15 protein-coding genes are annotated in these 14,335 nt (G+C 61.4%); 8 read left to right on the top strand and 7 right to left on the bottom strand.

Translation table 11 applies throughout. The features are described 5' to 3' along the window. Nucleotides 1-242: 242 nt before the first annotated feature. On the bottom strand, nucleotides 243-1,244 hold the full coding sequence (gene gap, locus GE073_RS16530; protein WP_153783875.1) for a type I glyceraldehyde-3-phosphate dehydrogenase: 1,002 nt from the start codon (nucleotides 1,242-1,244) through the stop codon (nucleotides 243-245). Between the two features lie 124 nt (nucleotides 1,245-1,368). On the opposite strand from gap, the gene GE073_RS16525 reads away from it, so the two are divergent. Next, entirely contained in the window at nucleotides 1,369-2,220 is an 852-nt protein-coding gene (locus tag GE073_RS16525; protein WP_153783874.1) for a helix-turn-helix domain-containing protein, read from the top strand. A 51-nt stretch (nucleotides 2,221-2,271) separates the two neighbouring features. Here the strand turns inward: GE073_RS16525 and GE073_RS16520 are convergent, their stop codons facing one another. Then, entirely contained in the window at nucleotides 2,272-2,856 is a 585-nt protein-coding gene (locus tag GE073_RS16520) for a hypothetical protein (protein WP_153783873.1), read from the bottom strand. A 76-nt stretch (nucleotides 2,857-2,932) separates the two neighbouring features. Here GE073_RS16520 and GE073_RS16515 point away from each other — a divergent pair, with 76 nt between their 5' ends. From GE073_RS16515 to GE073_RS16505, 3 genes are all read left to right on the top strand, one after another. Next, nucleotides 2,933-3,622: an RNA polymerase sigma factor gene (locus tag GE073_RS16515; protein WP_323744219.1), complete on the top strand. Its 690-nt coding sequence runs from the start codon at nucleotides 2,933-2,935 to the stop codon at nucleotides 3,620-3,622. After that, nucleotides 3,619-4,164, top strand: a complete 546-nt coding sequence (locus GE073_RS16510; RefSeq protein ID WP_101807818.1) for a hypothetical protein — start codon at nucleotides 3,619-3,621, stop codon at nucleotides 4,162-4,164. The genes GE073_RS16515 and GE073_RS16510 overlap by 4 nt, the downstream gene beginning before the upstream one ends. A gap of 271 nt (nucleotides 4,165-4,435) precedes the next feature. Continuing rightward, entirely contained in the window at nucleotides 4,436-5,617 is a 1,182-nt protein-coding gene (locus GE073_RS16505; RefSeq protein ID WP_153783871.1) for a hypothetical protein, read from the top strand. A 95-nt stretch (nucleotides 5,618-5,712) separates the two neighbouring features. Here GE073_RS16505 and GE073_RS16500 read toward each other — a convergent pair whose 3' ends face one another. Beyond that, the gene (locus GE073_RS16500; RefSeq protein ID WP_028597139.1) at nucleotides 5,713-6,624 is read right to left on the bottom strand and encodes a LysR family transcriptional regulator; all 912 of its coding nucleotides are present in this window, start codon (nucleotides 6,622-6,624) and stop codon (nucleotides 5,713-5,715) included. Between the two features lie 206 nt (nucleotides 6,625-6,830). On the opposite strand from GE073_RS16500, the gene GE073_RS16495 reads away from it, so the two are divergent. The 3 genes from GE073_RS16495 (at nucleotide 6,831) to GE073_RS16485 (ending at nucleotide 9,099) form a co-directional block, all read left to right on the top strand. Beyond that, complete coding sequence (locus GE073_RS16495; RefSeq protein WP_028597138.1) at nucleotides 6,831-7,316, top strand: DinB family protein; 486 nt, start codon at nucleotides 6,831-6,833, stop codon at nucleotides 7,314-7,316. After that, nucleotides 7,313-7,711, top strand: a complete 399-nt coding sequence (locus GE073_RS16490; RefSeq protein WP_101807815.1) for a nuclear transport factor 2 family protein — start codon at nucleotides 7,313-7,315, stop codon at nucleotides 7,709-7,711. Before GE073_RS16495 ends, GE073_RS16490 begins: the two co-directional genes overlap by 4 nt. 155 nt (nucleotides 7,712-7,866) lie before the next feature. Continuing rightward, entirely contained in the window at nucleotides 7,867-9,099 is a 1,233-nt protein-coding gene (locus tag GE073_RS16485; RefSeq protein WP_153783870.1) for an aminopeptidase, read from the top strand. 210 nt (nucleotides 9,100-9,309) lie between these two features. On the opposite strand, the gene GE073_RS16480 is transcribed toward GE073_RS16485, so the two are convergent. Next, a complete protein-coding gene (locus GE073_RS16480; protein ID WP_028597135.1) occupies nucleotides 9,310-10,110 on the bottom strand; it encodes a phytanoyl-CoA dioxygenase family protein in 801 nt (266 codons plus the stop codon). A 151-nt stretch (nucleotides 10,111-10,261) separates the two neighbouring features. Here GE073_RS16480 and GE073_RS16475 point away from each other — a divergent pair, with 151 nt between their 5' ends. Then, nucleotides 10,262-11,062: a helix-turn-helix domain-containing protein gene (locus GE073_RS16475; protein ID WP_052332870.1), complete on the top strand. Its 801-nt coding sequence runs from the start codon at nucleotides 10,262-10,264 to the stop codon at nucleotides 11,060-11,062. Here GE073_RS16475 and GE073_RS16470 read toward each other — a convergent pair. The 3 genes from GE073_RS16470 to GE073_RS16460 are packed head-to-tail and all read right to left on the bottom strand — an operon-like array spanning nucleotide 11,047 to nucleotide 14,300. Next, nucleotides 11,047-12,534: a CehA/McbA family metallohydrolase gene (locus GE073_RS16470; RefSeq protein ID WP_153783869.1), complete on the bottom strand. Its 1,488-nt coding sequence runs from the start codon at nucleotides 12,532-12,534 to the stop codon at nucleotides 11,047-11,049. The two genes, GE073_RS16475 and GE073_RS16470, sit on opposite strands and share 16 nt — an antisense overlap. A 26-nt stretch (nucleotides 12,535-12,560) precedes the next feature. Beyond that, complete coding sequence (locus GE073_RS16465) at nucleotides 12,561-13,430, bottom strand: carbohydrate ABC transporter permease (RefSeq protein ID WP_228551578.1); 870 nt, start codon at nucleotides 13,428-13,430, stop codon at nucleotides 12,561-12,563. 3 nt (nucleotides 13,431-13,433) lie between these two features. Continuing rightward, complete coding sequence (locus GE073_RS16460) at nucleotides 13,434-14,300, bottom strand: ABC transporter permease subunit (RefSeq protein ID WP_228551883.1); 867 nt, start codon at nucleotides 14,298-14,300, stop codon at nucleotides 13,434-13,436. Between the last annotated feature and the right edge of the window lie 35 nt (nucleotides 14,301-14,335).

Here is a 14,335-nt window from a genome sequence, read left to right as displayed (position 1 = left end):
TGACGAGAATCACGTCGAGGCCATCATCAAATATGCAACGTATCACAAGGAGAAATCGAAGCGCTGGGAGCAAGACATCAGCAGAATCGACAACTGGCACTACGACGAGGAAACCGAAACGTGGACGTGCGCAACGGGCAGAACGCTGAAGTACCGGTATGCGAGCAAGGAAGAACCGAAAGCGGCTCCGCGATCGAAGAATCTGCCCGAATGGAAAGAGGCAGCGCGATGACCTATGCAAGTTATAATTTCGCAAGATACTTTGCGGTGCGAACCATTTGACTGGTAAAAGAATTCTCATTGTCATACCATGCCGCTATTTTTACCAGTGTATCAGAGCCTAACTCCGTTACTTTCGTTTGTGTGGCATCAAACAATCCGCCATAATTCATTCCAATTATATCTGATGATACAATCGGTTCATCTGTATATCCATATTGTTCAGACTCGGATTGCTTCATCTTCCGATTGACTTGTTCTATTGTTACAGAGCCGTCCACTACCGCAGTCAATTCGGTGAGTGAGCCTGCCATAACCGGCACCCTTTGAGAGGTTCCATCCAATTTACCGTTTAATGCTGGGATGACCTGTCCAATAGCCTTTGCCGCTCCTGTTGTAGTGGGAATGATGTTTCCGGCCGCAGATCGCGCTCGGCGCAAATCAGCTTTAGGATGGGGGCCATCAAGGGTATTCTGGTCATTTGTATAGGCGTGTATTGTTGTCATGAATCCTTTTTTGATAGGTGCAAGCTCGTTCAAGAAATATGCCATCGGAGCCAGGCAGTTCGTGGTGCAAGACGCAGCCGAAATAATGGTATCATCTTTGGTCAAAGTGTGCTCATTGATGCCGTAAACAATAGTGGAAACATCTTTTCCCGCAGTGGTGGATATCAATACCTTTCTTGCGCCCGCATTAATATGTGCCGCCGCCGCCGCTTTTGATGCAAAAAAGCCTGTACACTCCAGAACCACGTCAATTTGCAGCTCTTTCCATGGAAGTTGGCCGGGGTCTTTTTCGGCATAGATTGGAATAGTCACATCGTCTACGATTAAGCTATTCTCGTTGTAGCGAATGACTTTGTTATAATGCCCCTGTGTAGTATCATATTTCAACAAATGTGCAAGCATTTGGGGGCTTGTAAGGTCATTAATGGCCGCAACTCGATACCCTTTCTCATTGAAAAGCTGTCGGAATGCAAGCCTTCCGATCCTACCAAATCCATTTATCGCGATGTTGACATCCATACCTACACCTTCCCTTCTCATAATAAAAACCTCGTCACTAAAGCATTTTTATTATATCAATTGACTTTTATGCTACAATGTTATAAATGAAGGATCTAACTATACTTTCTGTTGGGAGAATATTATGCCGCAATTTGACCAATATAAAAATAAAAGTGTAGATATTGAGTTTTTTGCAGTCGAAGATTTTGAAAAAATTCCTTATCCTGACCGGTTTACGCTAATATTTATTACAAATGGAATTATAAATGCATGTTTGAATGAACGGCCAATAGAAATTTCAGCCCCCGGGGTTCTATGCTTGTCTATGGAGGATAAACTGCAAGTTGTCCATAAGGATAGTATCTCCGCCCAATCCTTTAGTTTTCACCCGGACTTTTTCAAAACATCCCAGGTTTTTGAAACACAAACGTATAAACCAAGCAATCTGAAGATACAAATAGGTCTTTCCCTTTTCCAAAGGGACAATAGCCAAACTGGCGTAACCCATCTATCTGGCAAAGCATATCTGCAACTGCTTGAATGGTTTTTTGTACTGGGAACAGAAGTGTATGCACATAGCAATGCACTTTGGGTATGCAGAATTAAAAAATATCTTATCCAGATATTAAGACTGCTTGAGGACTTAAACCGCCAAGTCGAGCAATCTCCCATTGATCTGGTTTTAGACTATATACATACAAACTATCCCCAAAAAATTACATTGGAGGATTTAACGAATTGTGCCTATTTAAATCGTATATCGCTCAATGAAATGTTCCAAAAAAGATGCGGGTGTACGGCTATGGGATATCTGCTGTCATATCGCCTAAAGGTTGCAGGGGATCTTCTTGTCCATACAGATATGACCTTAGATGAAATTGCCCGTTCCATCGGCTTTCAGTATGATACTTACTTTATAAAACAATTTACGGCCAAAAGAGGACTCTCACCCACAGCATTTCGGAATGCTTATCGAAACCCACAGCTTTATTGAATAAATTGACTGAATTTGTCAGGCCGAGCAGATGGGATAGGTCAATGATCTTCACCTCGCGAGCCCTCCTGTCGTTGCTGGAATGTCGATGGCGACCATCCGTCCGCCCGACTCGCCTGTCGCCGTTCTCATCCGAATCGACACGATCCGGCCGTCGTTCAGCCTCGCGTCGAAGCCCTCGCTTGTCCACGCGCTGCCGTCCCCCGCAGCTTCAGGCTCGATCCGGGTCCAGCCGGCAATGGCGCCCGAGCGCTTCCAGTCCTTCAACTGCGATCCGTAGAGCCGGTTGAATTCATCCGCAGTCGCATACGTTCGGTAAAAAGGGGAGCAAGCGTTGGTCTTCCCTTTGAAGACGGTCCGTTTCGGCAACGGAATCGTGAACGGCTCCAGCGTCCGGCTTCCATCGCCGTCAAGCTCGCAGCTGTAGGAACGGCTCGGAGCGAGAACGCTTCGAGCCGCGTCATGAAACGGAATATGCCAAAAGTAAAGCAGCAGAAAGGCGGCCGCGAGCGGGGACACAATCAGCACTCCGCGTCCGAGCCGCTTTTTGCGCTGCGCCCATCCGATGCCGAGCAGCGCGATCAAGGCGGCGGCAAGCAAGAAGGTAAAGGGGACATATGCCGGATTTGATGCCACGAAACCGCCTCCTTCCCGGATCGCCTGGGCGATCCGCAACCGCAGCCTGCGCCGAGCTTAAGGGGAAGCTTTCTCCATCCGGCAGCGCCTTTCCCGCCTGACCGGACCTCCGCTCGAAAAAAAAGTTTCGCCAAGCGCAGGGGGAAGCCCCTCCCCGCTCGTCTATATTCAGGATGGGGAAAGGGGGGCGCAGACGATCAGGCAGGACGAAGCATGGCTTCGAGCCGTCCGGGACAGCGGGACGGACCGGTTCGGAGAGATCATCGACGAATATGGAGATTACCTGTACCGTACGATCTACGCGATTTTGCGCTCCCCCCACGATACGGAAGACGTGCTGCAGGAGGCGCTGCTCGCCATCAGCCGCGCCTTGCCGGAATGCCGCCTGGAAGGCTTCAAGACGTGGATCACCCGCATCGCGGTCAACCGCGCTATCGACTGGAAGCGGAGCAAAGCCCGGCGGGAGGAGCCGGCCGAGCTTCCGCTCGGGCACGAGGCCGCCGCAGCGCCATGGATGGAGCTGGGCGACGAAGCTCCAGGCACGGCCGAACAGGTCATCGAGCGGGAGCGGAGGCGCGAGGTGCGGCGCAAGGTCGCCGAGCTGCCGCAGGAATACCGGACGATGATCCGCGACTTTTATTTTCGCCGCCGGACGCAGGAGGAGATCTCGCAGGAGAGGGGGCTGCGGCCGAGGAGCGTGGAGTCCAAGCTCTACCGCGCCCGCAGCTGGATGAGACGGCATTGGCAAAAGGAGGACTTCGAATGAACCCGCATCCACCGATGGAATCGTGGAGCCGCTATGCGGCCGGGCTTGGCGGCGCGCCGGAGCGGCTCGCCATGGAGCGGCATCTGGAGAGCTGCGAGCTTTGCCTGGAGGCGTTCCAGGCCGCGGCTCTCGCAGAGGAGCCGGCACGCGATGAATGCCCCGAACAGGCTGCGCTTGCGGAGCGGCTTCGGGGAGAAGCGCTGGAGCGCGTCCGTGCCGCGGTGCTGGACGAGCTGGCCCGCGAGCAGGCGGACGCCGAGCGCAGGCCGCCGCCGCGGCGCCGGAGCTGGACGCGCCATCCGGCGTTCCACTACGGCCTGGCGGCGGCGCTGACGCTGCTGCTGCTCGGCAGCGGAGCGCTCGGCGAGCTCGGACGCCAGCTGGAGCACGCGGCTTCCGCCCATCCGCCGCAGCCGTCTCTCTCGGCCGAGCGTCCAGCCGCCGCCGAGGAGGAGAGCTGGTCGTCCCGCGTGGTCGACCGCACGTCGCGGCTGCTGCAGGAGTGGCAGTCGGCCCGTTATCGGGACGGCGGAGCGAGCTGACGGATGGCGCTTGCTGCGCGCGCCGTCGAAGCGCGGCTCCGTCTCGCTTGCTCCCGCACCGGCCGAGCGGCCCGCTAAATCCGTCGCCCTAGCCGCCCCGGCCGAGCCCGCGTCCGAACCCCGCGCTGCCGCCCTAGCCGAGCTCGCGTCCGAATCCCGCGCTGCCGCCCTAGCCGAGCTCGCGTCCGAACCCGCCCTAGCCGCCCCGGCCGAGCGTCCTCTATGAATTTTTAGCACGACATCTATTCCCGACAAAGGAGCGACAACGACCATGAACCACCCTATGCATCCCGCCCCTGCGGCGCATCCGCTGCTGGCGCTGCTGCTCGGCTTCCTGCCCGGAGCCGGACACGCCTATCTGCGCAAGTTCGGGCGGATGGTGCTGTACGGCCTGCTGTTCTGGGGCCCGTCGGCGCTGCTGCTGCTGATCGCGGCGACCGGCAGCATGGACGGAGAATTCCTCGTGTTCGCGCTGTTCCCGATGCTCGTCTGGGGCGTCAGCATGATCGACCTGCTCGTCACGGCGCTGTCGGCGCCGGCAGCGCCGTCGCATGCGTTCGAGCCCGGTCCGATGGACGGCAGCGGCATCCCCTCCGCGCTTCTCGTGCCGACGATGGCGGCGGAGCGCCAGCGCGAGAAGACGGCGGCGATCCTGCTCGCCTTTGTCCCTGGGCTCGGCCATATGTACCTGGGCCTCATGCAGCGGGGCGCCGCCTTCCTCGTCTCGTTCGCGGGCCTCGGCGTGTTCGTCGTTTTCGTCGCCATCGTGATGGATACGCCGGTGTTCCTGCTCTTCCTGCTGCTGCTGCCGGTGCTGTGGATCTACGCGATGTTCGACGCCGTGCATCTCGTGCAGCGCAAGCAGGCGGGAGAGCCGCTCGTCGACCGCTCGCTGTTCGAGGAGCTGGAAGGGCATTTCGCCTCCGGCCGCAAAAACAAGATGGCCGCCGCCGCGCTCTCGTTCCTGCCCGGAGCGGGCCATCTGTACCTCGGCCTGCAGAAGCGCGGCCTGCAGCTGATGGGACTGTTCCTCGTGTCCATCTACTTGATGGACAGCCTGCGGATGACGCTGTTCCTGTTCCTGCTGCCGCTCGTCTGGCTGTACGCCTTCTTCGACGCGATCCAGCAGCATGGCCGCTCCCAGCGCGGCGAGCTGGCGGACGTGCCCGTCCTGACGGAGCTGTCGGCCTACAGCCGCTGGATCGGCGCGGCGCTGATCGCCGTCGGCGCGTTTTTCCTGGCGGACCGGTTCGTCATGCCGCTCGCCGCCGAGCATGCCCCGCGGCTCTACGCTCTGTACCAGACCGTCCGCTACAACCTGCCCGCCGCGGCGACCGCGTTCCTGCTGCTCGCCTTCGGCCTCCGCATGCTGCTCGGCCGGCCGAATCCGCCGGCGGCGATGCCGCTGCATGAAGCTCCGGACGCCATGCGCCGTACGGAGCCGCTCGGCTGACTGCGGTCTCGAAGCGTCCAAGCGCTGCCTCCAGCCGGAGCAAAAAAGCGTTCCCATCCGCCTATGCGTGCGCGGATCGGAACGCTTTTTCCTTTTCACCCTAACGAACGGCGGCTAGCCTCCTGCGCCTTGTCGATAAAGTCTTGCAGAAGCTCCATGAACAGCTTCGCCGCTTGGCTCATGAACCGGTCCTTGCGGTAGAGGATGCAGATGTCCTGGCTCGGAGTCGGGTTTAAGAGGGTCACGGCAGCGATGGAATCGCGGCCGAGATTGTCTACGAGCAGCCGCGGCAGGATGCAGGCTCCGACGCCTTGCTCGACCAGGGCGAGAAGGGTCGACAGCGAGGGCGCGACAATCGGGCGGTCGAGGAGGATTCCGGCTTTTCGACTGCTCTCCCGGATGACCTTGGTCATCTGGTGCTCGTCTCCGAAGGCGACCAGCTTCAGCTGCTGCAGCTGCTCGAAGGACATCGCTTTGGCCTTGGCGGCGGGATGGTCGGACCGGACTGCCAGCACGAATTCTTCATGAAAGAGCGGAATGACCGCGATGCGGTCATCCGGATCGGCCGGCGTCGTCGTCACGCCGATGTCCCGGACTCCTTCGAGCACCTGCCCGTACACCTCCGTCGTCTCCGTCACTTGAATCGACAGCTTCGGATAGGAGCGGTGGAAGTCGATCAGCAACGCGTCGAACAGAAGATCCCCGTCGCCGGGAAGGATGCCGATATCGAGCTGGCCGCCCTCCATCCGCTTCAAATCCGAGATCGCCGCTTGAATATAATCGACTCGTTCGAAAATAAGCCGGCTCTGCTCCAGGACGATCCGTCCGGCCTCGGTGAGCGCGATTCGCCTCCCGATGCGGTCGAACAGCGGAGTTCCCAGCTCGTTCTCCAGAAACTTGATCTGCTGGCTGAGGTTGGATTGGGTCGTGCAGAGAGCTTCCGCCGCCTTGGAAAAATGCATGTCCTTGCAGATGGCCGCGAAATAGTGGAGCTGCCTAAGTTCCATGTCATGGCTCCTTCATCGAATGAAGTGGTCGGGCACGGATGGTCCAGTTCATTCCATTATAGCGCAAAGCCGGCCGGCCGCGCATTGCGCCGCCCTTGGAGTAGCGAAACCGATCGATGGCATCGGAATTGCGGGATGGCTGGCTCTCCGCGATTTCGGTACTCTTGAATCAAGGAAGCCATCCGAAACCAAGGAGGAATTCAATCATGCATCAAGCCATCGTCCATACGAGTCAAGTGGTGCGTCAAGTCGTGCTCGGCCAGGTCCAGGCGGCAGCCGAGGAGCAGCTGGATCGGCAGCCGGAAGGCTTCGCCAACACGATCCGCTGGAATATCGGTCATATCGTGTATTGGAGGGATCGATATGCGGCCTTGTGCTTCGGCGTGCCGTCGGCCATTCCCGACCATTATGCGGCGCTGTTCGACTCGGGCACGAAGCCTGCGGATTGGACGGAGGCTCCCCCGACCAAGGCGGAGCTGCTGGAGCAGCTGGCCGCCCAGCTCGGCCGATTGTCGGAGATCGCGCCGGAGAAATGGGAGGCGGAGCTGAAGCCGCCGCTGGAGATGGGGCCGTTCTCGTTCCGCACCGCGGCCGAGCTGTTCAACTTCGCTCTCGTCCACGAGGGCATCCACCTCGGTGTCGTGATGAGCCTGCTGAGAGCGACCCGAACGAGCGGGGAGCGACGTCCATGAAGGCGGACCAAGTCTTGCTGAGCTATATGGAAAGGATGAGGGAGGTGGAACCGGCTCTCGAGTACGTCCACCCGGAAGCGATTTTCATCGCGGCCTGCGAGCATGAGTCGGAGCGGCATCCCTTTTATGGCACTTATCGCGGAGTCGAAGGGGTTCGGACGCTGTTGTCCAAGCTTCAGCGGGAGCTGGAGCCGCAGGAGGTCAAGCTGCATCGGATGCTGGCCGATGAAGGGACGGTTTTCGCCTGGGGGGAGTTCCGGCACCGGGTCCGCTCGACCGGCCGCATTTTTGCGAGCTCTTGGGCGGCCGCATGCGAGGTGGAGGACGGCAAGATCAAGCATTTCCGAGGGTTCGAAGATACGGGAGCGCTGGAAGCGGCTTTCCGTAAAGAGTAAACCGTTCCAGGGCTGCCTTGACGGCGGCCCTTTTTTCTCGTGCTGGCGCATGTGTGGAGCAACGCTTCGCCGCGCGACCCTGCCCTTGGAACTTGCCGCTGCGTTCCTTATACTGGAGAGATGCAGGCTATTCCTTTTCTTAGTGGAGGTTGACCATGATTCCGACTCAGCAGCAACTGGAAAACTACGCCGAACTGATCGTCCGCGTCGGCGTCAACGTGCAGCCCGGCCAAAAGGTCGTCGTGATGGCTCCGATCGCCGCCGCCCCGCTGGCGCGGCAGATCGTCTCCCGCGCCTACAGCGCCGGAGCGAGCGACGTGTTCGTCGAGTACAACGACGAGCAGCTCACCCGCATCCGTTTCCTCCAAGCGCCGGAAGAGAATTTCTCCAAGTATCCGATGTGGCGCGCGGAAGCGTTCCAAGGCTTCGTCGCCGAAGGCGCCGCCTTCATCCAGATCTATTCGCCCGATCCGGACCTGCTGAACGGCGTCGATCCGGAGCGTGTCGCCGCCAGCTCCAAGGCGGCGTCGACGGCGCTGGCTCCATACCGCAACGCGCTCATGAACCATGAGAACGCCTGGACGCTCGTGTCCTGGGCGACGCCGGAATGGGCGGCCAAGGTGTTCCCGGACGAGCCGTCCGAGACCGCGGTCGAAAAGCTGTGGGAGCGGATCGTCGACGCCACTCGCATCGGGCTGGAGGATCCCGTGGAGGCATGGCGCGGCCACAACGCCACGCTGCTGGACATGGTCGAGCGCCTCAACGCCAAGCGCTACGCGGAGCTTCGCTTCACGGCGCCGGGCACCGAGCTGACGATCGGCCTGCCGGACGGCCATCTGTGGCTGGGCGGCGGCAAGAAAAACGGCCGCGGCGTCCTGTTCAACCCGAACATGCCGACGGAGGAAGTGTTCACCATGCCGCATAAGGACCGGGTGAACGGCATCGTCCGCAGCACCAAGCCGCTCAACTACAGCGGCCAGCTCATCCAGAACTTCTCCCTGACGTTCAAGGACGGCAAAGTGACCGACTTCACCGCCGAGCAAGGCTACGAGGCGCTGGCCAAGCTGCTGTCGATGGACGAGAATGCGGTGCGCCTCGGCGAGGTCGCGCTCGTGCCTGACGACTCGCCGATCTCGAACTCCGGCGTGACGTTCTACAATACGCTGTTCGACGAGAACGCCTCCTGCCATCTGGCGCTCGGCCAGGCGTATCCGGTCAACCTCGAGGGCGGAACCGAGCTGTCGCCGGAGGAGCTGGCGAGCCGCGGCGCGAACCGCAGCCTCGTCCACGAGGACTTCATGATCGGCTCGCCCGAGATGAATATCGACGGCGTGACGCAGGACGGCTCGGTGGAGCCGATCTTCCGCGGCGGCAACTGGGCTTTCTGATCGTTCGAGCCGAGCTTTCGGCGGATTTTCCGCATTCCTATGACTAGAACCTTCCGGGCGTCGCGAACACGACGCCCGGAAGGTTCTTTTTGGACCGTTTATCCTCGCAGGTTGACAGGGCTGCGACGGAAAAATGCGCTCGCATGCCCAAGAGCGATTGGCTCCTCGTCATCTCCTCCGCTCCAGCCTCTGAGCGGAGGAGCGGGGCGGTCAGTGATAGGCCGGCGTTTCGATGCCGCAGGGACCACCGTCCGGATTGTCCTGCAGGCGCAGCTCCGTCCCGTCCGCGCGGTAAAGCGGATTGTACCAATGCGAGATGGACGTGGACGAGAGGCCGGCATAGTGGCAGATGAACGCGCGCCGGAAGCGGTCCTTGGACTTGTTGCGGTACGAGCCGTGGATGAGGCTTCCGTTGAAGAACAGCACGTCGCCGGGCTCCATGACGGCCGCGACCGGCTTCTCGTCCTTCGGCGGCTTGACGTAGTGAGTCGTAAAAGACTCCTTGACATCCGCCTCCTCCGGGCAGACGATATCGCTGACGTTCGTTTTCGGAACGAGCAGCATGCAGCCGTTCTCCTCGTCGCAGCGGTCGACGGCGGTCCAGGCGGCGATGCAGGTGCCGGGCTCCACCTTGAGGTAGAAGTTGTCCTGATGCAGCGCCTGGCCCCGCGATCCGGGCGGCTTGTAGTAGAACATGCTTTGGGCCGCGACCGCTTCCTCGCCGAGGAGCTCCCGGAGCACGCCCATCACGCCGGGATGCAGCATGAAGCTGCGGGACAGCGCATTGAACCGGTGCGGATGCATGACGCGGGGGTACCGCTTGAGGGGATCGGCGGCGGCATCGCTGCCGAACTGCGGCTCGAAATAGCCGGGGACAGCCGTTCCGGCGATGGCGTCGAACTCGCGCCGGATGGCATCGATCTCCTCCTGGCGGAGCAAGCCTCGTACGATGAGGTAGCCCTCGTCCTGGAACGAGCGCAGCGAGTCTTGAGGCGAAGCGGGCTGGGTCATGCTTCATCATCCTTTCGTGGGAGCGGGATGAGTCCAGCATAGAGGATGAAGGAGGACGCGCGGAAGTCCGGATCCTGCTTATAACTGGCTGGATTCTGCTGCCGCATCCGCATCCGCCGCACGGCGGCATTTGAAAAAAGGAGGGCGCGTCATGAGAGAAAGCATCCCCGGCCTCGTCGCCGGCCATTTCCGCCGCGGCGACGATTATTCCGTGCGCCGGCCGGAAGGCGCGGACAGCTGGCTGCTCGCCTACACGCTGGGAGGAAGGGGATATTTCCGCACCCCGGCCGAACAGAGCTCGTGCTCGGAGGGCGATCTGATCCTGCTGCGCAAGGATGTCGCCCACGAATACGGGACGGCAAAAGGGGAGCAATGGCATTTCATGTGGTGCCATTTCGCCCGTCTTCCGCACACCGGCCTGCTGCCGGAGAAGGAGCTGCTGAACGTGCCTTTGTCCGGCACTTTCCGCCGCCGCGCGCTGCGCTCGTTCCGGCTGCTGCTCCAGGATGCCCGGGAGCGCGGCGCTTACGGGCTGCTGCGCTGCGAGAACCATCTCGGGGCGCTGCTGCTGCTCGCGGCGTCGCAGCTCGGCGACCGCGTCGATCCCCGCGTCGCCGCCGTCCTGCGCGTGCTCGCCTCGCGCATGGAGGAGGAGCTGCGGATCGAGGACCTGGCCCGCATCGCCGCGCTTTCGCCCTCCCGGCTGTCCCATCTGTTCAAGGAGCAGACCGGCAGGACGATCCTCGAGACGCTCGCGGAGATGCGGCTCGAGCAGGCCGCGCTGCTCCTCGCGCATGCCGGCCGTCTGCCTTCGGAGGCGGCGGCGGAGGTCGGATTCCGCAGCTACAACCATTTCGCGGCTCTGTTCCGCCGCCGCTTCGGCGTCAGCCCGTCCGCATACCGGACGGATTCGGCCCGGCTGTCTGAAGGGGATTTTCAACGCTTGACATAGACCGGATTCGTCAGGCAGGTCACGAATGTCCGGGAAGAAGCGGGCAGGCGGCGCCGGGACTCGAGACGATAGAACTGGCGGTCGCCGCTTCCGGCGAAGCTCAGCGTGGCGCGCCCTTCCCGGTCCGTACGGACATCCGTCGCCGGGACGTCCGGCTGGGCGCGGGATGAGCCTTCGCCCTCCGGCAAGCCGCCTGGACCGGCGAGCGACGCGTATGCCGCAGCCATCGCGGCTGCTTCCGGCGAGGGGGCCGCCCTGCCGGCCAGCCTCCATGCGGCTTCCAGGCCGCGATCGGACCAGAGGAAGATCTCGTCGTCCGCCGCCGCATGAATGCCGATCGTCAGCGGCAGGCTGCCGTCCGGATGCGGCGCAGCTTCGTCGCCGACGCCGGCGCTGCCGGAGCGCAGCGTCAGGAACGTATCCTCCGGATCATGGGAGAGGACGACCCTTCCCGCGCGCAGCGCCTGCATCAGCCCTGCCGTGCCCGGAGAGCGGGTCCAGAGGGACGCCGCCGGCCTTCCGTGGCGGACGTAGCGATCCGGGCGATGCGTATCGCTGCCTCCAAGGGCGACGATCCTGCGGCCGAGAGACAGCTGGCGCTGCCACCAGGACAGCGCCTGTTCGTTCAGCTCCCGCCAAGGACCGTTCCAGACCTCGATGGCGTCGAACGGCAGATCGAAGCCGAACTCCCAAGGGCAGTCGGGACAAAACGGATGATTGAGGGAGACGAACGCTCCGCGTTCCCTCGCCAGGCTCAGCTGCCGCTCCGCCTCTTGCGGAGACGCGACGCGGAAGTCGTCCAGAGCATCCGGATGGCCGAGCAGGTTGGCGTGGCCGCCATAGCTGGTCAGCTCCACGCCGGGCAGCAGCAGCAGGCGCTCGTCGGCCCGATCGGCGAACGCATTTTGCGAGGATGTATTATGGTCGGTCAACGCGAGAAAGTCGAGCCCGCGGCTCGCCGCCGACGAGCTGGCCTCGGCGAGCGAATAGGCGCCGTCGCTGTGCGTCGTATGCGCGTGCAGGTCGCCTTTGACCCAGCGGCTGACGGGCCGCCGGAGCCGCACCTCGACCGACACCGTGACGCCGCCCTCCGGAATCCGGTACGCTCCGAGCATGACCGCCCACCGCCCGCGCCCGGGCTTGCCGCTGCGGTAGCCCGGCGTAGCCTGCTCCGCGGCGACAAAAAAGCGGCTTCTCGCTCCGCCGCTCCATCCGACGATGCGCTCGGGCGAGCGCAGGCCGATGTCGATGACGGCCTCGCCGCCTTGACGGTCGTATTCGTAGAGGACCTCGATGCGCTCGAGGTCCTCTTCCACGTCAAAGGCGAGTTCCGGATAGGTCCTCCTCTCCTCCGCCGAGATCCGGCGCGTGAGCCGCAGCGTCTGGACGCCCGGATGCTCCGCGTCCGGTCCGTTCTCCAGGCGGTCCGCATCATAGCGGAGCCCGTCGTCCGGCAAGCTGTTTCCATTCATCTCCAGTCCTCCTTCTGCTCGAAGTCCTATTCCTTGTTGGCGCCTGCGAGAATGCCTTTCATGAAATGCCTCTGCACGAAAGGATAGACGGCGATCAGCGGCAGGACGCTGATGACGATGCCGGCCATCCGCACGTTGGTCGTGATCAGGTAGCTGCTCGAAGTGGCCGCCGAATCGACGATCATCGACTTCAGGGCGACCTGAAGGGTGATCTTGGCCATGTCGGTAATATACATGACCGCAGGCGTCAGCATGTTCCAGCGACCGACGAACTCATACAGCGTCACCGTCGCCAGCCCCGCCGCCGCGAGGCGCATGTACATCGTGAAGAAGACGCGCAGCTCGCCGGCGCCGTCGATCTTGGCCGACTCGGCCATCTCGTAGGGGATGGCGGAGAAGAAGTTCCGCATGAGCAGGATGGAGAAGCCCGACACGAGGCCGGACAGCACCAGCACGCTCAGCGTATTGATCAGATGCAGGTCTTTGTTCACGACATAGAGCGGAATCATGACGGCCTCCTGCGGCACCATCATCGTCAGCAGGATGAAGCTGATCATGAGCTTGCGGCCCGGCAGATGCGGATGGATGAACACATAGCCCGCCAGGCTGGACAAGAGCACATGGAGCGCGGTTCCGGACAGCGTGACGATCGTGCTGTTGAGCAGCGGCCGCCACAGGTCCAGGCTGCTCCAGACCGTGACGAACCCTTCGGTGCTGAAGTCCTTCGGGATCAGCACGATATCCGGCTGCATCGAGGCGATGCCGGAAGAGAAGGCCAAGGCGAGCACGTTCAGGAAAGGAATGATCATCGTCAGCATGAGCAGGATGAGGAATCCCGCATTCAAGGCGTCGAAGGTCCGATTGGCCCATCCGAGCCGGTCATAGCGATCTCCCACGGGCTACACCTCGTCAAAGCGGATCAGACGCCGGACGGCGAATGTCAGCGCAAAAGTCAGCAGCACGACGAGGAAGCTCGCTGCCGCTGCAGGTCCGATCTTCATTTCCAAAATGCCTCTCTGGAACGTATACATCATCAGCACGTCGACCTTGGAGGCGGTCGCCGGATTCCTCAGGATGAACACCGGATCGAAGATCCTCAGGATGCCGAGCGTGTTGAGCAGGAAAATGACCTTCATCGTGCCGGACAGCTGGGGCAGCGTCACATCGCGCATCTGCTGCCAGCGGGAAGCCCCGTCCATGCGCGCCGCCTCGTAGAGCGACGGGCTGATCGACACGATGCCGGCCAGAAACAGGATGCAGTTGTAGCCCATGTCCTTCCACGTCGCGAGCAGGATGAGCATCCACCGGGACCAGCCCGCATCGGCGAGGAAATGGATCGGTCCGCTCATCCCGAGCTTGACGAGGACGACGTTCACGAGCCCCGTATCGGGGGAGAGCAGGAAGATCCACATCCCCCCGATGACGACCCACGACAGGAGATGGGGCAGGTAGAGGACCATCTGGGCCGTCTTGCGGAACCAGCTGCGCAGCACCTCGTTCAGCGACAGGGCGATCACGAGCGGGGCCGCGAAGCCGAGCGCCAGCGTGCCGCCGCCGATGAGAAGCGTATTGACGAACGCCTCCAGGAAGGAAGCGTCCTGCAGCACGAGGCGGTAGTTGTCCCAGCCGGTGTAGGGATGGGCGCCCATGAGCCGGTAATCCTGGAAGCTGATCTGAAGTCCGCGAGCCAGCGGATAATAGGCGTAGACAAGGAAGTAGAGGACGACCGGAATCATCATCGCGTACAGGGCGCCGAAGCGCTTCATCGTCGTCAAGGCTACTGCTCCTTTCCTGGGCCGAC

The organism is Paenibacillus sp. B01, assembly GCF_009649995.1.
Lineage (GTDB): Bacteria > Bacillota > Bacilli > Paenibacillales > Paenibacillaceae > Paenibacillus_O > Paenibacillus_O pasadenensis.
The sequence above is the reverse complement of the archived record's forward strand: the minus strand, read 5'-3'. Positions and strand labels throughout refer to the sequence as shown.

Coding starts and splice junctions, on each gene's coding strand:
- gap (WP_153783875.1), bottom strand. CDS start 1,244: ATGGATGTCAACATCGCGATAAATGGATTTGGTAGGATCGGAAGGCTT.
- GE073_RS16525 (WP_153783874.1), top strand. CDS start 1,369: ATGCCGCAATTTGACCAATATAAAAATAAAAGTGTAGATATTGAGTTT.
- GE073_RS16510 (WP_101807818.1), top strand. CDS start 3,619: ATGAACCCGCATCCACCGATGGAATCGTGGAGCCGCTATGCGGCCGGG.
- GE073_RS16505 (WP_153783871.1), top strand. CDS start 4,436: ATGAACCACCCTATGCATCCCGCCCCTGCGGCGCATCCGCTGCTGGCG.
- GE073_RS16500 (WP_028597139.1), bottom strand. CDS start 6,624: ATGGAACTTAGGCAGCTCCACTATTTCGCGGCCATCTGCAAGGACATG.
- GE073_RS16495 (WP_028597138.1), top strand. CDS start 6,831: ATGCATCAAGCCATCGTCCATACGAGTCAAGTGGTGCGTCAAGTCGTG.
- GE073_RS16490 (WP_101807815.1), top strand. CDS start 7,313: ATGAAGGCGGACCAAGTCTTGCTGAGCTATATGGAAAGGATGAGGGAG.
- GE073_RS16485 (WP_153783870.1), top strand. CDS start 7,867: ATGATTCCGACTCAGCAGCAACTGGAAAACTACGCCGAACTGATCGTC.
- GE073_RS16480 (WP_028597135.1), bottom strand. CDS start 10,110: ATGACCCAGCCCGCTTCGCCTCAAGACTCGCTGCGCTCGTTCCAGGAC.
- GE073_RS16475 (WP_052332870.1), top strand. CDS start 10,262: ATGAGAGAAAGCATCCCCGGCCTCGTCGCCGGCCATTTCCGCCGCGGC.
- GE073_RS16470 (WP_153783869.1), bottom strand. CDS start 12,534: ATGAATGGAAACAGCTTGCCGGACGACGGGCTCCGCTATGATGCGGAC.
- GE073_RS16460 (WP_228551883.1), bottom strand. CDS start 14,300: ATGAAGCGCTTCGGCGCCCTGTACGCGATGATGATTCCGGTCGTCCTC.